Origin of the sequence: Streptomyces sp. NPDC001902 (genome assembly GCF_042891295.1) — a bacterium.
Taxonomy (GTDB): Bacteria; Actinomycetota; Actinomycetes; order Streptomycetales; family Streptomycetaceae; genus Actinacidiphila.
On sequence record NZ_JBIATA010000026.1, the window covers coordinates 1 to 18,867 of the forward strand.

The 18,867-nt window shown below is 72.5% G+C and carries 11 protein-coding genes; 5 read left to right on the forward strand and 6 right to left on the reverse strand.

The features are described 5' to 3' along the window. The 5 genes from ACFYYN_RS32945 to ACFYYN_RS32965 all read right to left on the reverse strand — a co-directional run. On the reverse strand, positions 1 to 1,037 hold a 1,037-nt coding region (locus tag ACFYYN_RS32945), incomplete at its 3' end, for a scabin-related ADP-ribosyltransferase (RefSeq protein WP_500548651.1). 289 nt (positions 1,038 to 1,326) lie between these two features. Then, on the reverse strand, positions 1,327 to 1,824 hold the full coding sequence (locus tag ACFYYN_RS32950; protein WP_499514100.1) for an ATP-binding protein: 498 nt from the start codon (positions 1,822 to 1,824) through the stop codon (positions 1,327 to 1,329). A 254-nt stretch (positions 1,825 to 2,078) separates the two neighbouring features. After that, positions 2,079 to 2,846, reverse strand: coding sequence for an enoyl-CoA hydratase/isomerase family protein (locus tag ACFYYN_RS32955; RefSeq protein WP_499514099.1), 768 nt, complete (start codon positions 2,844 to 2,846; stop codon positions 2,079 to 2,081). Between the two features lie 58 nt (positions 2,847 to 2,904). Further along, positions 2,905 to 4,083, reverse strand: coding sequence for a L,D-transpeptidase (locus ACFYYN_RS32960; protein ID WP_500548703.1), 1,179 nt, complete (start codon positions 4,081 to 4,083; stop codon positions 2,905 to 2,907). Between the two features lie 202 nt (positions 4,084 to 4,285). Then, entirely contained in the window at positions 4,286 to 5,437 is a 1,152-nt protein-coding gene (locus ACFYYN_RS32965; protein WP_500330473.1) for a L,D-transpeptidase, read from the reverse strand. Positions 5,438 to 5,771: 334 nt separating this feature from the next. On the opposite strand from ACFYYN_RS32965, the gene glgX reads away from it, so the two are divergent. The 5 genes from glgX to ACFYYN_RS32990 all read left to right on the forward strand — a co-directional run bounded on the left by glgX (position 5,772) and on the right by ACFYYN_RS32990 (position 15,788). Then, on the forward strand, positions 5,772 to 7,967 hold the full coding sequence (gene glgX / locus ACFYYN_RS32970) for a glycogen debranching protein GlgX (protein ID WP_500548704.1): 2,196 nt from the start codon (positions 5,772 to 5,774) through the stop codon (positions 7,965 to 7,967). Between the two features lie 135 nt (positions 7,968 to 8,102). After that, the gene (locus ACFYYN_RS32975) at positions 8,103 to 9,302 is read left to right on the forward strand and encodes an MFS transporter (RefSeq protein ID WP_500548705.1); all 1,200 of its coding nucleotides are present in this window, start codon (positions 8,103 to 8,105) and stop codon (positions 9,300 to 9,302) included. A 34-nt stretch (positions 9,303 to 9,336) separates the two neighbouring features. Further along, positions 9,337 to 11,181, forward strand: a complete 1,845-nt coding sequence (locus ACFYYN_RS32980) for an ABC transporter ATP-binding protein (RefSeq protein WP_500548652.1) — start codon at positions 9,337 to 9,339, stop codon at positions 11,179 to 11,181. Continuing rightward, entirely contained in the window at positions 11,178 to 13,073 is a 1,896-nt protein-coding gene (locus ACFYYN_RS32985; protein WP_500548653.1) for an ABC transporter ATP-binding protein, read from the forward strand. The genes ACFYYN_RS32980 and ACFYYN_RS32985 overlap by 4 nt, the downstream gene beginning before the upstream one ends. Before the next feature lie 339 nt (positions 13,074 to 13,412). Beyond that, positions 13,413 to 15,788, forward strand: coding sequence for a M4 family metallopeptidase (locus ACFYYN_RS32990; RefSeq protein ID WP_500330387.1), 2,376 nt, complete (start codon positions 13,413 to 13,415; stop codon positions 15,786 to 15,788). A gap of 90 nt (positions 15,789 to 15,878) precedes the next feature. Here the strand turns inward: ACFYYN_RS32990 and ACFYYN_RS32995 are convergent, their stop codons facing one another. Beyond that, positions 15,879 to 18,515 (reverse strand): glycosyltransferase family 1 protein, encoded by a 2,637-nt coding sequence (locus ACFYYN_RS32995; RefSeq protein ID WP_500548654.1) that lies wholly within the window; start codon positions 18,513 to 18,515, stop codon positions 15,879 to 15,881. Between the last annotated feature and the right edge of the window lie 352 nt (positions 18,516 to 18,867).

Genomic DNA, 18,867 nt, shown 5'->3' on the forward strand with positions numbered 1-18,867 from the left:
GCGGAGGGCCGGCCGGCCGGTGACGCACCCGGCTTGGCCGCCGGAGGCGCGGAGGGCCGGCCGGCCGGTGACGCACCCGGCTTGGCCGCCGGAGGCGCGGAGGGCCGGCCGGCCGGTGACGCACCCGGCTTGGCCGCCGGAGGCGCGGAGGGCCGGCCGGCCGGTGACGCACCCGGCTTGGCCGCCGGAGGCGCGGAGGGCCGGCCGGCCGGTGACGCACCCGGCTTGGCCGCCGGAGGCGCGGAGGGCCGGCCGGCCGGTGACGCACCCGGCTTGGCCGCCGGAGGCGCGGAGGGCCGGCCGGCCGGTGACGCACCCGGCTTGGCCGCCGGAGGTGCCGACGGGGCGGCGGGAGGCGCGGAGGGGGCAGCGGGTGCAGCGGGGCCGGCGGGCTCCTTCACCCCCGTCCAGTCGGGGGCCGGCCAGCCGCGCCACGGCGAGTACGCGGGGTTGACCACGCACCGGGCCGTGAGCTCGGCCTTGGTGGCCTTGTCCACCGGGCAGGCCTTCACGACGAACTGGCGGGCGATGCCCCCGGGGAAGACCACGCCGGTGCGGGCCGAACGCAGTTCACGGGTACCGAGGGTCTCGTCGAGCTCGATGCCGCCAGGGGCGTCGATGTAGTAGTGGTAGGCGGCCGTCTGCTGCCGCAGGGCCTCGCGGTCGTAGGTGGTGGCCACGAACGGCGAGGGTTGCTCCCGGCGGGCGTAGGCCTGCAGGTCGTACTCGCCGTCGCCCACGTCCTCGGGACGCAGGCCGTCCTTGAAGACGGTCTCCGGCGGGCGGTCGTCGCCACGGAAGAGGGCGTTGCAGTTGGAGCGCCAGGCCGGCTCGTCGGGCCTGATCCGGTCGAGGTCGACGCTGGTGTCCGCGGCGGCGTAGAGCCGGTCGGGAACGACGGGGCACCATTCGGGGACGGCCGGGTCGCGTGGAAGACCCGGGGCGACGGCCGCGGCGGCCGTGCAGACGGGGAGTGCGAGCACCCCCAGGGAAAGGGCGGCGGCGCAAAGCCGGCGCAGCGTGCGCAGTGCGATCATATGCCCACGATCACCCCGGTATCGCCCGGTCGCCGGAATGGTCACCCTTGTCGGCGTGTCCCGCCGGAAGACGAAAAAGGCCCCTGCGCATCGTTGTGGGACGCTGCTGGGGCCTCTCGATTCGTCGTGGAGCCAGGGGGTGTGATCCACGACGCCATGGGACGACCGAGCCCGGGTCATGGGGGTCGTTGCTCCACAACTATACGAGACATCGCAGCTGAAACCTCACGATGTGGGAGTGAGGTGGGACACTGACCTTGTAAACGCAGGTCAGCTGTTCATTTGGCGTTCACCGGTCCATGACCCGCATTTCGAACCAGGTGGTCTTGCCGCGTGGCAGCAGATCCACCCCCCAGCGGTCGGCGAGCTTGTCGATCAGGAAGAGACCCCGCCCGCTCACGTCCATCTCGCGCACCGGCATCAGGCAGGGCAGCGCCCGCGAGGGGTCGCGCACCTCCACCCGGATCCAGCCGCGGCGGCGCAGCATCCGCAGGCCGAAGGTACGGGCCCCGGTGTGACGCACGGCATTGCCCACGAGTTCGGAGACGAGTAACTCGACGACGTCGTTGAACTGGGGCAGACCCCAGAGCCGGAGCACCGAACGGCTCAGCCGCCGGGCCGTGGCCGCGGACTCGGGGCGCGAGGAGAGCCGCACCTCGTCCACGGAGGGATTCCCCAACAGATCGAGGGACGTCGCCGCCAGATCGTCGACCGCCGTGGGCGGCCACCCCGCCGCCGGGACCGTTACCCGCTGCGGCTGCTCAGATGCTCCCTGCTGCCCCGCCATGCTCTCATGATGGCCGTACGCGACGGCGGTTCGGGGCGGATCGGGGGAATTGGCGGGGCGGAACGCGTCATTCCGAGTTGCCGTACTGGCATATGTCAAGGGCAATGATGGATCTCACACGACCCTTCCCACCTGCGCGAAGGGGGCGCCGACGATGAACGGTCGACGAATCCGGCGCAGGTCGCCTTAAGGTCCTCTTAAGGTCGGCTTAAGGCGACCCGACGGGCGCCGGCTGTCACTCAACCGGGTTGGGTCTAGCGGAACTTCGCCTTGCCCGGACCCTCCTCGACGAAGCTGCGCATGCCCGTCGTACGGTCCTCGGTCGCGAACAGCCCAGCGAACAGGTTCCGTTCGATGGTGAGGCCGGTCTCCAGATCGGTCTCGAGACCGGCGTCCACGGCCTCCTTGGCGGCGCGCAGCGCCAGCGCCGGCCCCCGGGCCAGCCGCTCGGCCCAGGCGCGGGCCTCGGCGTACACCTGCCCGGCCGGGACCACCTTGTCCACCAGGCCGATGGTGAGCGCCTCGTCGGCCTTGACCATCCGGCCGGTGAAGATGAGGTCCTTCGCCTTGGCGGGACCCACCAGGCGCGACAGCCGCTGCGTGCCGCCCGCGCCGGGGATGAGGCCGAGCAGGATCTCCGGCTGGCCGAGCTTGGCGTCCTCCGCGGCGACCCGGATGTCGGCGCAGAGCGCGAGTTCGCAGCCGCCGCCGAGGGCGTAACCGGTCACGGCTGCCACCACCGGCTTGGGGATCCGGGCGACCGCCGTGAAGGAGTCCTGCAGTGCGCGGGACCGCACGGCCATGGCCTCGTAATCCATGACCTGCATTTCCTTGATGTCCGCGCCCGCCGCGAACACCTTCTCGCCGCCCCAGATCACGACGGCCCGTACGTCCTCGCGCCGGGAGGCCTCCTCCGCCACTTCGCGGAGCCGGTCCTGGGTCGCGACGTCCAGGGCGTTCATCGGGGGGCGGTCCAGGCGGATGGTGCCGACACCCTCGTCGACCTCGAGATTAACTGTCATGGCCGACGAGGGTATCCGTGAACGCCCGTTTACGCTGCGACGTGCCTCACGGGGCGCGTCAGGAGGCGGGGGTCCACTGGCTCCACGGCAGGTTCCAGCCGTTGAGCCCGTTCCACCACTGCACGGTCTTGTCGTGGGAGTTCTTGACCTGCACGACGTCACCGATCATCGAGTTGTTGTAGAACCACGAGGACGGGGTGTCGCCGTTGCCGCCGCGCACGTCCCGCAGGCCCACGCAGCCGTGGCTGACGTTGGCGTTGCCGAAGGTGCCGGGCGAGGCCCAGTAGTTGCCGTGGATGAAGGTGCCCGAGGTGGTCAGGCGCTGGGCGTTGGGCACGTCCTTGATGTCGTACTCACCGCCGAAGCCCACGGTGTCGCCGTTCATGCGGGTCACCTTGTACCGCTCGGTGATGACCATCTTGCCGTTGTAGGTCGTCGTGCCGGGCCCGCCCGAGGTGATCGGGATGGTCTTCAGCAGGCTGCCGTCGCGGTAGACCTTCATCGTGTGCTTGGCGGCGTCGACGATGCTGACCTGGCTGCGGCCGATGGTGTAGTGCACGTCCTTGGACTGGGTGCCGTAGACGCCCTTGGCGCCCTCGACCCCGTTCAGCCGCAGGGAGAGCGTGATCTTGGTGCCCTTGGCCCAGTACTTCTCGGGACGGAAGTCGACGCGCTGGTCGCCGTACCAGTGGCCGACGACGGGGACCGAGGGGTTCGCGGTCACCTCGATCGCGTCCTGGACCGCCTTCTTGTCGGTGATCGCCCGGTTGAACTTGAGCGAGACCGGCATGCCGACGCCGACCGTCTGGCCGTCCTCGGGGGTGAAGAAGCCGATGAAGGTGTCCTTCGGGGTGACCGTGGTGAAGCTCGCGTGCTTGGCCGACTCGCGGCCCGCGCCGTCCTTGGCTATCACGTCCACCGAGTACTCGGTGGAGGTGCCGAGCGTCTCGGTCGGCTCCCAACTGCTGCCGTCGGCGGATATCTTGCCCTCGACCGGGTCGCCCTTGCCGCTCTTGACCACGACCGAGGTCAGCTTGCCCTTGCCCGCGGTGACCTTGAGGTCCCCCGTCGTGGCCACCTCGTCGGCCCCGTCCTCGGGCGCGATGGTCACGACGGCCTGCGACTCGGTCGTGTCCCCCTTGCCGCCCTGCGAGGCCGAGGCACCGGGCCTGGCCTTGTCCCCGCCCTTGCTGTCGCCGCTGGCGCTGCCCCCGCACGCACTGACCAGGAGCAGCATCGCCCCCACCGCGAGGGCCAAGGTGGTCCGCCTTGCGCCCGGCGCGCCCTGTATCGCCTTCAACTCACGTCTCCCCAAAACCGGCCCGTGGCCCCGTGGCCCAAGGGTGAGTCCCCCTCACCTAGCGCTTAGAGAACCACACGGAACCGGTGTTGTGGATCCCGGTATTGTCACCGTTCCGTCCCAGTCGCGGGGCCCGGCCTCAGCCGCCGGCCGCCCACTGCTCCCAGGCCATGTTCCAGCCGCCCAGGCCGTTGTCGGGAGCGACGGTGCGGTCGTGGGAGTTGACGACGGTGACGAGGTCGCCGACGAGCGAGTGCGCGAAGAACCAGCCCGCCGGGGTGGCCGTCCCGCCGCCCTTCACGTCGAGCAGGCCGACGCAGCCGTGGCTGGTGTTGGCCGCGCCGAAGGTGCCGGGGGTGGCCCAGTAACTGCCGTGCACGAAGGTGCCGGAGCGGGTGAGCCGCATCGCGTGCGGGACGTCGGGGATGTCGTACTCGCCGCCGAAGCCCACCGTGTCCCCGTTCATCCGGGTCAGCCGGAGCTTCTCGGAGATGACCATCGCGCCGTTGTACGTCGGGTTGGACGGGGCGCCCGCCGAGATCGGCAGGACGCGCGTGACCTGCCCGCCGCGGCGCACCGTCAGGGTGTGCGCGGCGGCGTCGACGGTGCTGGTCTGGTCCCGGCCGATGTCGAAGGTGACGTCCTTGGACTGCACCCCGTAGACCCCGGGGCCGGTCTCGACGTCGAGCAGCCGCAGCGAGAGCGTCACCTTCGTGCCGGGGACCCAGCGCTCGCGGGGGCGGAAGTCGAGGCGCCGGTCGCCGAACCAGTGCGGGGCGATCTCGACGGCGGGCGAGGAGGCGACGCGGACGGCGCGCTCGACGGCGGCGCGGTCGGTGACCGGCCGGTTGAAGTCCAGGGAGACGATCATGCCCGTGCCGACCGTCTGCCCGTCCTCGGGGGTGAAGTAGCCGATGAGGGTGTTCTTGGGGACGAGGGTGGTGAACACCGCGTGCTTGGCGGCGCGCCGGCCCCCCGTGTCCTCGGCGACGGCGTCCACCGTGTACTTCTCCGACAGCGACAGCCTGGACCGGGCGTGCCAGCGGGAACGGTCGGCGGTGAACACGCCCTCGACCACCTCCCCCTCCCCGTCCTCGACGTGCACGGAGGTGAGCAGGCCGTCCTCGGCCTCGACCGTCAGCGGGTCGTCCGCCTCCACGTCACGGGCACCGTCCCCCGGAGTGATCCTGATCCTCGCCTCGGACACCTTCGGGGTGTCGTCGGCCACCGCACCGCTGTCCGCCGGCCCGAACCCGAGCCCGCACGCCGTCAGCATCCCCGCCAGCCACATGGCGGTGGCAAGCCCCGCCCCCGCGCGCAGAGCGCGCCGCACCGCAGTCGTCACGCTCGGTCAACGACCGGACGGCCCCGGGGAAACGTCTGCGACGCGTCCGATCGATCACGCGTGTGACGCCGCAGGGTGAACGGGAAGGTAAAGCGGGAGGGCGCGACGCGCGCGCGGAGGGACACCGCGCCGCGCACGGGCACGGCCGGCGCCGGCCGGGTCCGGCGTCCCCCGAGCCGCAGGAGGCGAGCACGTGTCGGAGACGCGCGAGGACGAATCGGTCGACCGGGCCGGAAAGCTGCGCCCGAACGGCCACCGGACCGCCCCCGTGGCCGTGCCGCTGCCGCGCCCGGAGACCGCGCCGGCCGTGCCGGGGCCCGCCGGGGCCGGGGACACCCTGGTGTGGCCGGGCAGCCCGCAGCCCCTGGGGGCACGCTTCCACACCGGCCCCGACGGACGCCCGGGCACCAACTTCGCCCTGTGGGCGGGCGGCGCCGAGTCGGTGGAGCTGTGCCTGTTCGACGACGAGGGGGCCGAGACCCGGGTCCCGCTGACCGAGCTGACCCATGAGATCTGGCACGGCTTCGTGCCCGGGGTCCTGCCCGGCCACCGGTACGGCTATCGGGTCGGCGGCCGCTGGGACCCGTGGACCGGTGCCCGCTGGAACCCGGCCAAGCTGCTGCTGGACCCGTACGCGCGGGCGGTCGACGGCGACTTCACGCTGCCCCCCGAGGTGTACGGCCACGTCCGCGACTGGCCGGAGCAGGAGGTCGCCGACACCGTGCGGGACAACCGCGACTCGGCCCCGTACGTGCCCAAGGGCGTCGTGGTGGACGACGACGACCCCTGGACGGACGACCGCAGGCCCAAGACGCCCTGGGCCGACTCGGTCATCTACGAGCTGCACGTGCGCGGCTTCACCATGCGCCACCCCGGCATCCCGCCCGAACTGCGCGGCACCTACGCCGGGCTGGCGCACCCGGCGGCGATCGAGTACCTCACCGGCCTCGGCGTGACGGCCGTCGAACTGCTGCCGGTGCACCAGTTCGCGCACGAGGACCACCTGCTGCGCCGGGGCCTGCGCAACTACTGGGGCTACAACTCGATCGGCTACTTCGCCCCCCACGCCGGCTACGCCGCCACCGGCACCCGCGGACAGCAGGTGGGCGAGTTCAAGCGGATGGTGCGCGCCCTGCACGACGCGGGGCTGGAGGTGATCCTCGACGTCGTGTACAACCACACCGCCGAGGGCAGCGAGTTCGGGCCCACCCTCTCCCTGCGCGGCATCGACAACCGCGGCTACTACCGGCTGCCGGGCGACGCGCGCCGCTACGCCGACTACACCGGCTGCGGCAACACCCTCCACGTCGTCCAGCCCCAGGTGCTCCGGCTGATCACCGACTCCCTGCGCTACTGGGTGACCGAGATGGGCGTCGACGGCTTCCGCTTCGACCTCGCCGCGGCACTCGCCCGGTCGATGCACGACGTCGACATGCTCTCCCCCTTCCTCGCCGTCATCGCCCAGGACCCGGTACTGCGCCGGGTCAAGCTCATCGCCGAGCCCTGGGACGTCGGTTCCGGCGGTTACCAGGTCGGCGCCTTCCCGCCGCTGTGGACGGAGTGGAACGACCGCTACCGCGACACCGTCCGGGACTTCTGGCGCGGCACCCAGCACGACGTGCGCGACCTGGGCTACCGGCTGTCCGGCTCCAGCGACCTGTACGCCTGGGGCGGGCGCCGTCCGTACGCCTCGGTCAACTTCATCACCGCGCACGACGGCTTCACCCTGCGCGACCTGGTGAGCTACGAGCGCAAGCACAACGAGGCCAACGGCGAGGACAACCGCGACGGCACCAACGACAACCGCGCCTGGAACTGCGGGCACGAGGGCGAGACCGACGACCCGGCCGTGGGCGGGCTGCGCCGCCGTCAGCTGCGCAACATGCTCTCGACGCTGCTGCTGTCGACCGGCGTGCCGATGCTGGTGGCCGGTGACGAGACGGGCCGCACCCAGGGCGGCAACAACAACGCGTACTGCCAGGACAACGAGATCAGCTGGCTGGACTGGTCGCTGCCGCAGGATCCGGACTGGGCCTCGCTGCGCGAGCTGACGGCCCGGCTGATCGCGTTGCGCCGCGCCCACCCCGTGCTGCGCAGGAGGGCCTTCTTCTCCGGCCGGCCGCAGTCCGCCGAGGGCCTGCGGGACCTGGCCTGGTTCACCGCGCAGGGCCGGGAGATGACCGACGGCGACTGGTACAGCCCCACGTCCACGCTCGGGATGTACCTGTCGGGCGCCGACATCCCGCACCGCGACGCGCGCGGCCGCCCGGTCACCGACGACAGCTTCCTGGCGGTCTTCCACGCCTCGCACCGCCCGGTCCGCTTCACGCTGCCGGGCGGGCCGTGGGCCCGGGAGTACGAGCTGCTGCTCGACACCTCCCGTGAGGACCAGACGGAAGCACCGGGCAGCCGGCACCGCGGCGGGAAGGCGCTGACCGTGCCGGGGAGGACGGTGCTGCTGCTGCGCGCCGTCTGAGGGACGAGACGCGGCGGCAAAGGTGTGGACTCGGCCGATTGGTCCAGTCCACACTGGTCGTCCGTGACCTCCGCACCCCCGCCCTCGCCGCCGTGCGCCTCCGGCCACGCCCTGCCGGCCACCCCCCGGGACCGCCTGTGGTCACGGGGGTTCAGCCTGTACTTCACCGCCCGCAGCGTCGCCATGCTCGGCGACTCGATGCTGCCCGTCGCCCTGTCGGCCGGGCTGCTCCAGCACGGTTACGGCGCCGGCGACATCGGCTACGCCATGGCCTCCTTCACCGCCTGCTTCGCCGGGCTGGTCGTCCTCGGCGGCGTGTTCGCCGACCGGTTCAGCGCCCGCGGCCTGATGATCGGCGCCGACCTGGTGCGGGTCGGCACGCAGTCCCTGGCCGCCTGGCTCTTCTTCTCGGGGCACGTCGTGCTCTGGCAGATCTGCCTGATCGGCGCCGTCAACGGCGTGGCGGGCGCCATGTTCCAGCCGGGGGTGGCCAGCACGGTGCCCCAGGTGGCACGGGACGTCCAGGAGGCCAACGGGGTGGTCCGCACCGCCGAGTCGCTGATGGCGCTGGCCGGCCCGGCGCTCGCCGGCGTGCTGGTGGCCTTCACCTCGGCGGGCGGGGTGTTCGCCGCGCACGCCGCCACGTACGCGCTGAGCGCCGTCTGCCTGCTGCTGCTCCGGCTGCCGGCCCGGACCGCGCGGGAGCCGCGGGACGCCTCCCGGCGCAGCAGCTTCCGGGCCGACCTGGTCGAGGGGTGGCGGGAGTTCCGGGCCCGCACCTGGATGTGGTCGGTGATCGTCATCTGGATGGGCTTCATGATCCTCGTCATGGGCCCGGTCACCCCGCTGGCGGCCGGCGAGATCCTGCCGGCGCACGGCCCGAAGGCGTACGGCCTGGTCTCCTCCGCCCTGGGGGCGGGCACCGCGCTCGGCGGGCTGCTGGCGATACGGCTGCGGCCGGCCCGGCCGCTGCGGGGCGGGGCCGTGGCGCTGTTCGGCTTCGCGCTCTACCCGGCCGCGGTCGGCGCCGGGCTGCCGGTGCCGGCCGTCGCGGCGGCGGTGCTGGTCGCCGGGACGGCCTGGGCGTTCTGGAGTGTGATGTGGGCCACCAGCGTCCAGACCCAGGTGCCCGGCGAGATCCTCAACCGCATCCACGCGTACGAGGTCGCCGGCTCGGTCGCCATGCTGCCCGTCGGGCAGGCCCTCGCGGGGCCGGCGGCGGGTGTCTTCGGGGCGCGCCCGGTGCTGGTGGCCGGTGGTGCGGTGACCCTGCTGGTGTGCGTGGCGCTGCTGGCGGTGCCCGCCGTGCGCGACCTCGGCCGAAAATCCGGATGAGGGTTGTCGGTGGTCGCACGTAGTCTCTGAAACGATGCCTGAGCCAACCAACCAACCCGAGCCCGAACGTTCCCGATCCGCCGTGCGCTCACTGCTGCGCCTGTGGCCGTACGTGAAGCCGATCAGCCACCGGCTGTTCGGTTCCGCGGGCGTGGCCGTGGTCGCGTCGTGCCTGGCGCTGCTGATCCCGCTGGTCCTGAAGTGGATCGTGGACGGCCCGGTCGCCGACCACGAGCCGTCAGGGGTGTGGCTCGGCGGCGGGCTGGTGCTGCTGCTCGGTCTCCTGGAGGCCGGGCTCTTCGGCGTACGGCGCTGGCTGGTGGCGCGCCCCATGGCCGCGCTGGAGGCCGGGATGCGGGCCGAGCTGTACCGGAGGCTGCAGCGCCTGCCGGTGTCCTTCCACGACCGGTGGGGTTCGGGCCAGCTGCTCTCACGGGCCACGAACGACCTGCAGATCCTGCGGATGTTCCTGACCTTCCCGATGGTCTTCCTGGCGGTCAACACGGCCACCATCGCGGCGGGCTTCGGCATCCTGTTCGTGCAGCGCTGGTCGCTGGGGCTGATCCTGCTGGGCCCGGTCGTGCCGCTGGTGATCCTCTGCTCGTACTTCGAGGCGCGCTACCAGGTCGCCTCCCGCACCGCGCAGGACCAGGTCGGCGACCTGACCACGCTGGTCGAGGAGTCGGTGCTCGGCATCCGCATCATCAAGGCCTTCGGCCGGCACCGCAGCCAGGCCGACGCCTTCCGCCGGCAGTCGCGCGAACTGCGCGGCACCGAGCTGCGCAAGGCCGGGCTGCTGGCGGACCTGTGGATGGTGATCACCGCGCTGCCGGACGTGGCGCTGGGCGCGGCGCTGGTCCTGGGCGCGGTGCAGGTCGCCGACGGCGACCTGTCGGCGGGCACGCTGGTCGCCTTCCTGTCCACGGCGCTCGCGCTGCGCTGGCCGGTGGAGTCGCTGGGCTGGCTGCTCTCCTTCAGCAACGAGGCGGCCACCGCCGCCGACCGCGTCTTCGAGGTCCTGGACACCGAGGTCCCGCCGGAGACCGGCTCGGGGACGGGGACCGGCCCGGTCGACGGCGAGGACGGGCGGCCCGCCGACGGCATCCGCTTCAGCGCCGTGCGCTTCCGCTACCCCGACGCCCCCGAGGGCAGCCCCGACCTGCTCACCGGGATCGACCTGCACATCCGCAGCGGCGAGACCGTGGCGCTGGTCGGCGCGACGGGCAGCGGCAAGACGAGCCTGACCTCGCTCATCCCGCGGCTGTACGAGCCGACCGGCGGCCGCATCACGCTGGACGGCACCGACGCCGCGCAGCTCACCCGGTCCGCGCTGCGCTCCCTGGTCGCGACGGCCTTCGAGGAACCGACCCTGTTCTCCGCCAGCGTGCGGGAGAACGTGCTCATGGGCGCTCCCGACGCAGGCGAGACGGACCTGCTGCGGGCGCTGGAGATCGCCCAGTGCGACTTCGTCCACAAGCTGCCGCAGGGTGTGGACACCCAGGTGGGAGAGCAGGGCCTGAGCCTGTCCGGCGGTCAGCGGCAGCGGCTCGCACTGGCCCGCGCGGTCGTCGGCCGCCCCCGCTTCCTGGTGCTGGACGACCCCCTGTCCGCGCTCGACGTGCACACCGAGGCCCTCGTGGAGGCGGCCCTGCGCCAGGTGCTGGCCACCACGACGGCGCTGGTGGTCGCCCACCGCCCCTCCACGGTGATGCTCGCCGACCGGGTGGCGCTGCTGTCGGAGGGCCGGGTCACCGCGGTCGGCACCCACCAGGAGCTCCTGTCCTCCTCCGCGGTCTACCGCCGCCTGATGTCAGGCGAGGACGGGAGCGCGCCCGCCGCGCCGGACCGTCCGCAATTCGAAGGGAGCAGCACCCGATGACCTCCGTCGCGGAGTCGCAGCCTGCCGAGCAGTCGGCCGACGGGGAACCGGCGGGGCACCGGGAGACCGAGGAGGCCCGGGAGGCCCGGCAAGCCCGGGAGGACGACCTCTTCGACCGGGACCGGCTCCCGGCGCCCGAGGGGGCGTCACGCGCCCTGCTGCGGGAACTGGTCGGGCCGCACCGGCGGCGCGTGTGGCTGGCGGCCGTGGTGCTGCTGCTGCAGCAGGCGGCCGTGCAGGCGGGCCCGCTCATCGTCGCGGTGGCCATCGACCGCGCCATCCCGGCGCTGCGCCGCGACGACCACGGCCCGCTGATCGCGGTCGCGGTCGGCTACATCGGCTGCGCCGTCGCCGGCGGTCTCCTGCAGCGGACGTTCGTCCGGCAGGCCGGCCGGGTCTGCCAGGACGTGCTGGTCGACCTGCGCGGCCGGATCTTCCGGCACGCCCAGGCGCTCGGCCTGGACTTCCACGAGCGCTACACCTCGGGCCGGATCATCGCCCGCGCCACCTCCGACGTGGAGTCGATCCGGGAGCTGCTGACCGAGGGCCTCCAGGAGCTGCTGAACGTCGGGCTGTCGGTGCTCTACATCTCGGCGGTCCTGCTGTGGCTGGACTGGGGGCTCGGCCTGTTCGCGCTCGCCACCGCGGTGCCGCTGGTGGTGACCGTCCGGATCTTCCGGCGCCGGTCGGCCACGGTCTACACACGTCGCTCCGCGGCGATCGCCTCCGTCATCGTGCGCTTCACCGAGACGATGAACGGCATCCGGCCCGTACAGGCCTTCCGCCGCGAGGAGGCGAACGACGAGGCGTTCGACGAGCTCAACGCCGCCCACCGGCAGGCCAACGGTGACGCGATCCTGGAGATGGGCCGCTTCACCGTGAGTTCCTGGCTGATCGCCAACACCTCGGTGGCGCTGGTGGTGCTGTGGGGCGCGTACCGCGTCGCCTCCGGCTCGCTCGCGCTGGGCGTGCTCGCCGCCTTCGTGCTCTACCTGCGGCGGCTGTACGCGCCGATCGACCCGCTCGGCATGTTCCTCAACTCCTACCAGTCGGCGGCCGCCTCGCTGGAGAAGATCGCCGGGCTGCTGGCCCAGCGGCCGACGGTGCCCGAGCCGCAGGCACCGCGGGCGCTGCCGGCCACGCAGGCGGACATCCCGGGCCGCGAGGTCGCCTTCGAGGGGGTCCGCTTCGCCTACCGCACGGGCGGCGAGGTGCTGCCCCGCTTCGACCTGCGGCTGCCCGCCGGGCAGACGGTCGCGGTGGTCGGCGCCACCGGCGCGGGCAAGTCGACGCTGGCCAAGCTGCTGGCCCGGTTCTACGACCCGACCGACGGCCGGGTCACCCTGGACGGGGTGGACCTGCGCGAGCTGGCCCTGCCGGAGCTGCGCCGCGGGGTGGTGATGGTGACCCAGGAGGCGTTCCTCTTCTCCGGCACGGTCGCCGAGAACATCTCCATCGGCCGCCCGGAGGCCACCCGTGAGGAGATCGAGGACGCGGCCAGGGCGATCGGCGCCCATGACTTCATCGCGGCGCTGCCCGAGGGCTACGACACCGACGTCCGCAAGCGCGGCGGCCGCATCTCGGCGGGCCAGCGCCAGTTGGTGGCCTTCGCCCGCGCCCTGCTCGCCGACCCGGCCGTGCTCATCCTGGACGAGGCGACCTCCTCGCTGGACGTACCGGGCGAGCGCGCGGTGCAGCAGGCGATGCGCGAGGTGCTGCGCGGCCGCACCGCCGTGATCATCGCCCACCGGCTGTCGACGGTGGAGATCGCGGACCGGGTGCTGGTGATGGACCAGGGCCGCGTCGTGGAGGACGGCACCCCGGCCGAACTCGTCTCCGGCGCGGGCCGCTTCGCCGATCTGCACCAGGCCTGGCGCGACAGCCTCGTCTGAGCCACCGGCTCCTTCCGGGGCACGCGGGGCCGGCCGGCCCCGCACGCCCCGGCCTCTTTCCGGCACGCTTCGCCCCGCCCTGTCCGGAATGCGAACCCGACGTCCCCCTCAAAGGACGAATTCGGCCAACTTCTCGCCACGTACATGACACCAAGCCATGAACAGTGGCACTCTTCCCCCCGTCGGCCGTCAGTACGCCCACACACCGCACCGCTTCGTGCTGACGCACCGGCCGAACTCCGCACGTCCCACCCGCACGGCTAGTTCCGCCCGGGCAGCACACCCCGTCTGCCCGGCTGTCCCCGGCCGCCAACCGCGGCCGACGCAGTAGGAGTCCGAGTGAGACGATCCCCCCGCAAGGCAGTCGCGGCCGCCAGTGTGGTCGCCACCGCCGCGTTCATCGCCGTCGGCATACCGGCCACCTCCGCCACGGCTAACGCCGCCCCCCACACGAGCCAGCTCCGCACCGGAGCCCTCGAGGCGAAGCTCACCCCCGCCCAGCGCACCGCGCTCATCAAGAGCGCGAGCGACCGCACGGCCGTCACGGCGCAGTCGCTGGGTCTGGGCAGCAAGGAGAAGCTGGTCGTCAAGGACGTCGTCAAGGACGCCGACGGCACGCTGCACACCCGCTACGAGCGCACCTACGCCGGGCTCCCGGTGCTCGGCGGCGACCTCGTGGTGCACACGCCCGCCAAGGGCACGGGAACGGTCGGCACGACGTTCAACACGAACCAGAGGATCACGGTCGCCTCGACGACGCCGAAGGTCGCCGAGTCCGCCGCGACGACCGCCGCGCTGAAGACCGCCAAGACGCTGAAGGCCCAGGCGCCCGCGGCCGACGACGCCCGCAAGGTGATCTGGGCCGGCCAGGGCACGCCGAAGCTCGCCTGGGAGACCGTGGTGAGCGGCCTGCAGGACGACGGCACGCCGAGCCGGCTGCACGTCGTCACCGACGCCGTGACCGGCAAGGAGCTCTACCGGTACCAGGACATCAAGACCGGCACCGGCAACACCCAGTACAGCGGCCAGGTGTCGCTGACCACGACGCTGTCCGGCTCGACGTACCAGCTGTACGACACGACCCGCGGCGGCCACAAGACGTACAACCTCAACCGCGGCACCTCCGGCACCGGGACGCTGTTCACCGACGCCGACGACGTCTGGGGCGACGGCACCGGCTCCAACACCCAGACCGCGGGTGCCGACGCCGCCTACGGCGCCCAGACGACCTGGGACTTCTACAAGAACACCTTCGGCCGCAGCGGCATCCGCAACGACGGTGTCGCCGCGTACTCGCGGGTCCACTACAGCAGCGGCTACGTCAACGCCTTCTGGGACGACAGCTGCTTCTGCATGACCTACGGCGACGGCTCGGGCAACACCCACGCGCTGACCTCGCTGGACGTCGCGGGCCACGAGATGAGCCACGGCGTCACCTCCGCCACCGCGAACCTCACCTACTCGGGCGAGTCCGGCGGCCTGAACGAGGCGACCTCCGACATCTTCGGCACGGGCGTCGAGTTCTACGCCAACAACAGCAACGACATCGGTGACTACCTCATCGGTGAAGAGATCAACATCAACGGCGACGGCACCCCGCTGCGGTACCAGGACAAGCCGTCCCGCGACGGCACGTCGCCGGACAACTGGTACTCCGGCATCGGCAACCTGGACGTCCACTACTCCTCGGGCCCGGCGAACCACATGTTCTACCTGCTCTCCGAGGGCAGCGGCGCCAAGGTCATCAACGGGGTCAGCTACAACAGCCCGACCGCCGACGGCATCGCCGTCGCCGGCATCGGCCGCGCCGCCGCGCTGCAGATCTGGTACAAGGCGCTGAGCACGTACATGACGAGCAGCACCAACTACGCGGCCGCCCGCACCGCCGCCCTGAACGCCGCGACGGCCCTGTACGGCGCCGGCTCCGCCCAGTACGCGGGCGTGCAGAACGCCTTCGCGGGCATCGGTGTCGGCAGCCACGCGCCCGTCTCGGGCGTCACGGTCACCAACCCGGGCAACCAGAGCAGCACCGTCGGCACCGCCGCCAGCCTGCAGATCCAGGCCAGCAGCACCAACAGCGGCGCGCTGAGCTACGCCGCGAGCGGCCTGCCCACCGGTCTGTCGATCAACGCCTCCACGGGCCTGATCTCCGGCACCCCGTCCGCCGCGGGCACGTACAACACCACGGTCACGGTCACCGACTCCGCGTCCAAGACCGGCACCGCCTCCTTCACCTGGACCGTCACCACCCCCGGTAGCTGCGCCTCCAGCCAGCTGCTCGGCAACCCGGGCTTCGAGTCCGGCAGCGCCTCCTGGACGGCCACCAGCGGTGTGATCACCAACTCCAGCAGCCAGGCCGCCCACGGCGGTTCGTACAAGGCGTGGCTGGACGGCTACGGCTCGACGCACACCGACACGCTCACCCAGTCGGTGACGATCCCGGCCGGCTGCAAGGCGACCTTCACCTTCTGGCTGCACATCGACTCCGCCGAGACGACCACCAGCACCCAGTACGACAAGCTGACCGTCACGGCCGGGTCGACCACCCTGGCCACCTACTCCAACCTCAACAAGGCCTCGGGCTACACCCAGAAGTCCTTCAGTCTGAACTCCTTCGCCGGCTCCACCGTCACCCTGAAGTTCACCGGCACCGAGGACTCCTCGCTGCAGACGAGCTTCGTGGTCGACGACACCGCGGTGAACACCAGCAGCTGATCCCCGTCGGCTGACCGCACACGCCGGGCCCCGGCCGTCGTCAACGACGGCCGGGGCCCGGTCCCGTTCCCGCTTCCGGGGACGTCCGGCTCAGCGCAGCACGCCGGCCGTCATCCCCGTCGCCTCGGGCGGCACCGCGATCAGCCCGAGCTCGGCGACCGAGGCGAGCAGCCGGTGCATCGGCAGCACGCGGACGGTGTAGCCGAAGGGGCCGGTGCGGTCGAGGGTGAGCGGACCCTCGTAGAGCCAGCGGCCCTCCAGGTCCGGCCGTCCGCCCGGTTTGAGGGAGACCACGGTCGGATCGGCGATCCGGTCGGAGTCGTCGACGCGCCCGGACACCACCTGGACGTCCACGTCCCCGGGCTCCAGGCCGCCGAGGGCCACCTGGACGCGCAGGGTGAGCGTAGTCCCGAGCTCCGGGGAGCCGCCGACCGAGGCACCGGTCTCCACGTGGTCGACCGCGACCAGCGGCCACTGCTCCCGCACCCGCCGCTTCCACGCGGCGAGTTCGACGGACTCCCCGCCGCCCGCCAGGCGGTGGGCGCGGGCGGCGGGCGCGTACAGCCGGGTCACGTACTCGCGGACCATGCGCCCGGCGAGCACCTTCGGCCCCAGGGTGCTCAGGGTGTGCCGGACCATCTCGATCCAGCGGACCGGCAGACCGTGCGTGCCGCGGTCGTAGAACCGGGGCGCGACCTGGTTCTCGACCAGGTCGTAGAGGGCGGCCGCCTCGATGTCGTCGCGGCGGTCGGGGTCGCCGGCCGCGCCGAAGCCGTCCGCGGTGGGGATCGCCCACCCGTTGTTGCCGTCGAACCACTCGTCCCACCAGCCGTCCAGGACGGACAGGTTGAGGCAGCCGTTCAGGGCGGCCTTCATGCCGGAGGTGCCGCAGGCCTCCAGCGGCCGCAGCGGGTTGTTGAGCCAGACGTCGCACCCGGGGTAGAGGTGCTGGGCCATGGCCATGTCGTAGTCCGGCAGGAAGACGATGCGGTGCCGCACCCTGGGGTCGTCGGCGAAGCGCACCAGCTCCTGCACCAGCCGCTTGCCGCTGTCGTCGGCCGGGTGCGCCTTGCCCGCGACGACGATCTGGATCGGCCGGGTCGGGTGCAGCAGCAGCTCCATCAGCCGGTCCTGGTCGCGCAGCATCAAGGTGAGCCGCTTGTACGACGGGACCCGGCGCGCGAAGCCGATGGTCAGCACGTCCGGGTCGAGGACGTCGTCGACCCAGCCCAGCTCGGCCGAGCCGGCGCCGCGCTGCCGCCAGGAGGCGCGCACCCTGCGGCGCACCTCCAGCACCAGTTGTTCGCGCAGCTCCCGGCGGAGCTCCCAGATCGCGGCGTCGGGGATGCGGAAGACGCTCTCCCAGGTGTCGGCGAGCCCGGTGGTCATCGCGTCCTCGGCGTTCTGGACGCCGGCCTGCCGGGCGCCGAGCCGGAACACCTCGGGCGCGACCCAGGTGGGGGCGTGCACGCCGTTGGTGATGGAGGTGATCGGCACCTCCTCCGGGTCGAAGCCCGGCCACAGCCCGGCGAACATCTCGCGGCTGACGCCGCCGTGCAGGGTGGACACGCCGTTGGCGCGCTGCGCCAGCCGCAGCCCCATCACGGCCATGTTGAAGACGTTGGGGTCGCCGCCGGGGTAGGTCTCCATCCCCAGCTCCAGCACCCGCTGGACGTCGACGCCGCGCAGCTCGCCGTCGTCGCCCAGGTGCCGGGCGAGCAGTTCGCGGTCGAAGCGGTCGATGCCGGCCGGTACGGGGGTGTGGGTGGTGAAGACCGTGCCGGCCCGCACGGCCTCCAGGGCGGAGTCGAAATCCAGCCCTTCTCCGTCGGCCGCGAGCTCGCGGATGCGTTCCAGGCCGAGGAAGCCCGCGTGCCCCTCGTTGGTGTGGAAGACCTCGGGCGCCAGGTGCCCGGTCAGCGCGCAGTAGGTGCGCACGGCACGGACGCCGCCGATGCCGAGCAGCATCTCCTGGAGCAGCCGGTGCTCGCTGCCGCCGCCGTAGAGGCGGTCGGTGACGTCCCGTTCGTTGGGGTGGTTCTCCTCGACGTCGGAGTCGAGCAGCAGCAGCGGGACCCGGCCGACCCGGGCCAGCCACACGTGGGCGCGCAGGCTGCGCCCGCCGGGGAGGTCCAGGGCGATCAGGACGGGGCCGCCGTCCTCGTCCCGCAGCAGCGACAGCGGCAGCTCGTTGGGGTCGAGCACGGGGTAGTGCTCCTGCTGCCAGCCGTCCCGGGACAGGGACTGGCGGAAGTAGCCGTGCCGGTAGAGCAGACCGACGCCGATCAACGGCACGCCCAGGTCGCTGGCGGCCTTGAGGTGGTCGCCGGCCAGGATGCCGAGGCCGCCGGAGTACTGCGGCAGCGCCGCGGTGATGCCGAACTCGGGCGAGAAGTAGGCGATGGCGGCGGGGAGTTCCCCGGCCTCGGCGGCGCCCTGGTACCAGCGCGGGTTGCCGAGGTAGTCGTGGAGGTCCTCGCCGGCGGTGCCGAGCCGGCGGAGGAACCTGCGGTCCTTGGCGAGGGCGTTCAGCCGGTCCTTCGAGACCGCGCCGAGCAACCGCACCGGGTCGCCGGCCGCCGCTCTCCAGCCCTCGGGGTCGACGGACTGGAACAGCTCACGGGTCTCGTTGTGCCAGGACCAGCGCAGATTCTGCGCGAGCTCCCCCAGGGGACGTAGTGGTTCGGGCAGGACGGTTCGCACGGTGAATCGACGAATAGCCTTCACATCTCCGACGGTAGCGGCATCTTTCGGTGCGGTGGTGACAACCGGGGCCCCAACACCCCTCGGCCCGGCGCCGCCGCGCGGCACCCGTCGCCTGGCGCACCAGGACGCGCCGGGCGTCCCGGCGCACCCGCGCGCGGCCCGGTGGACGCCTCGTCAGCGTGTCGGGCGGCGGCTACGACAGCCGCAGCACGACCCCCGGGCCGGGGCGCACCGCGGGAGCTACGACCGGCGGCCAGGACCGGGGCACGGGCGGGACCCGGCGCCCCCGCCGGCCGCGCGCGCCGGTCCGCCGGACGGTGGCCGGTTGTCTGCGTCCGGGCGCCGCCGGGGCCGCCCGGCGCGCAACTTACGC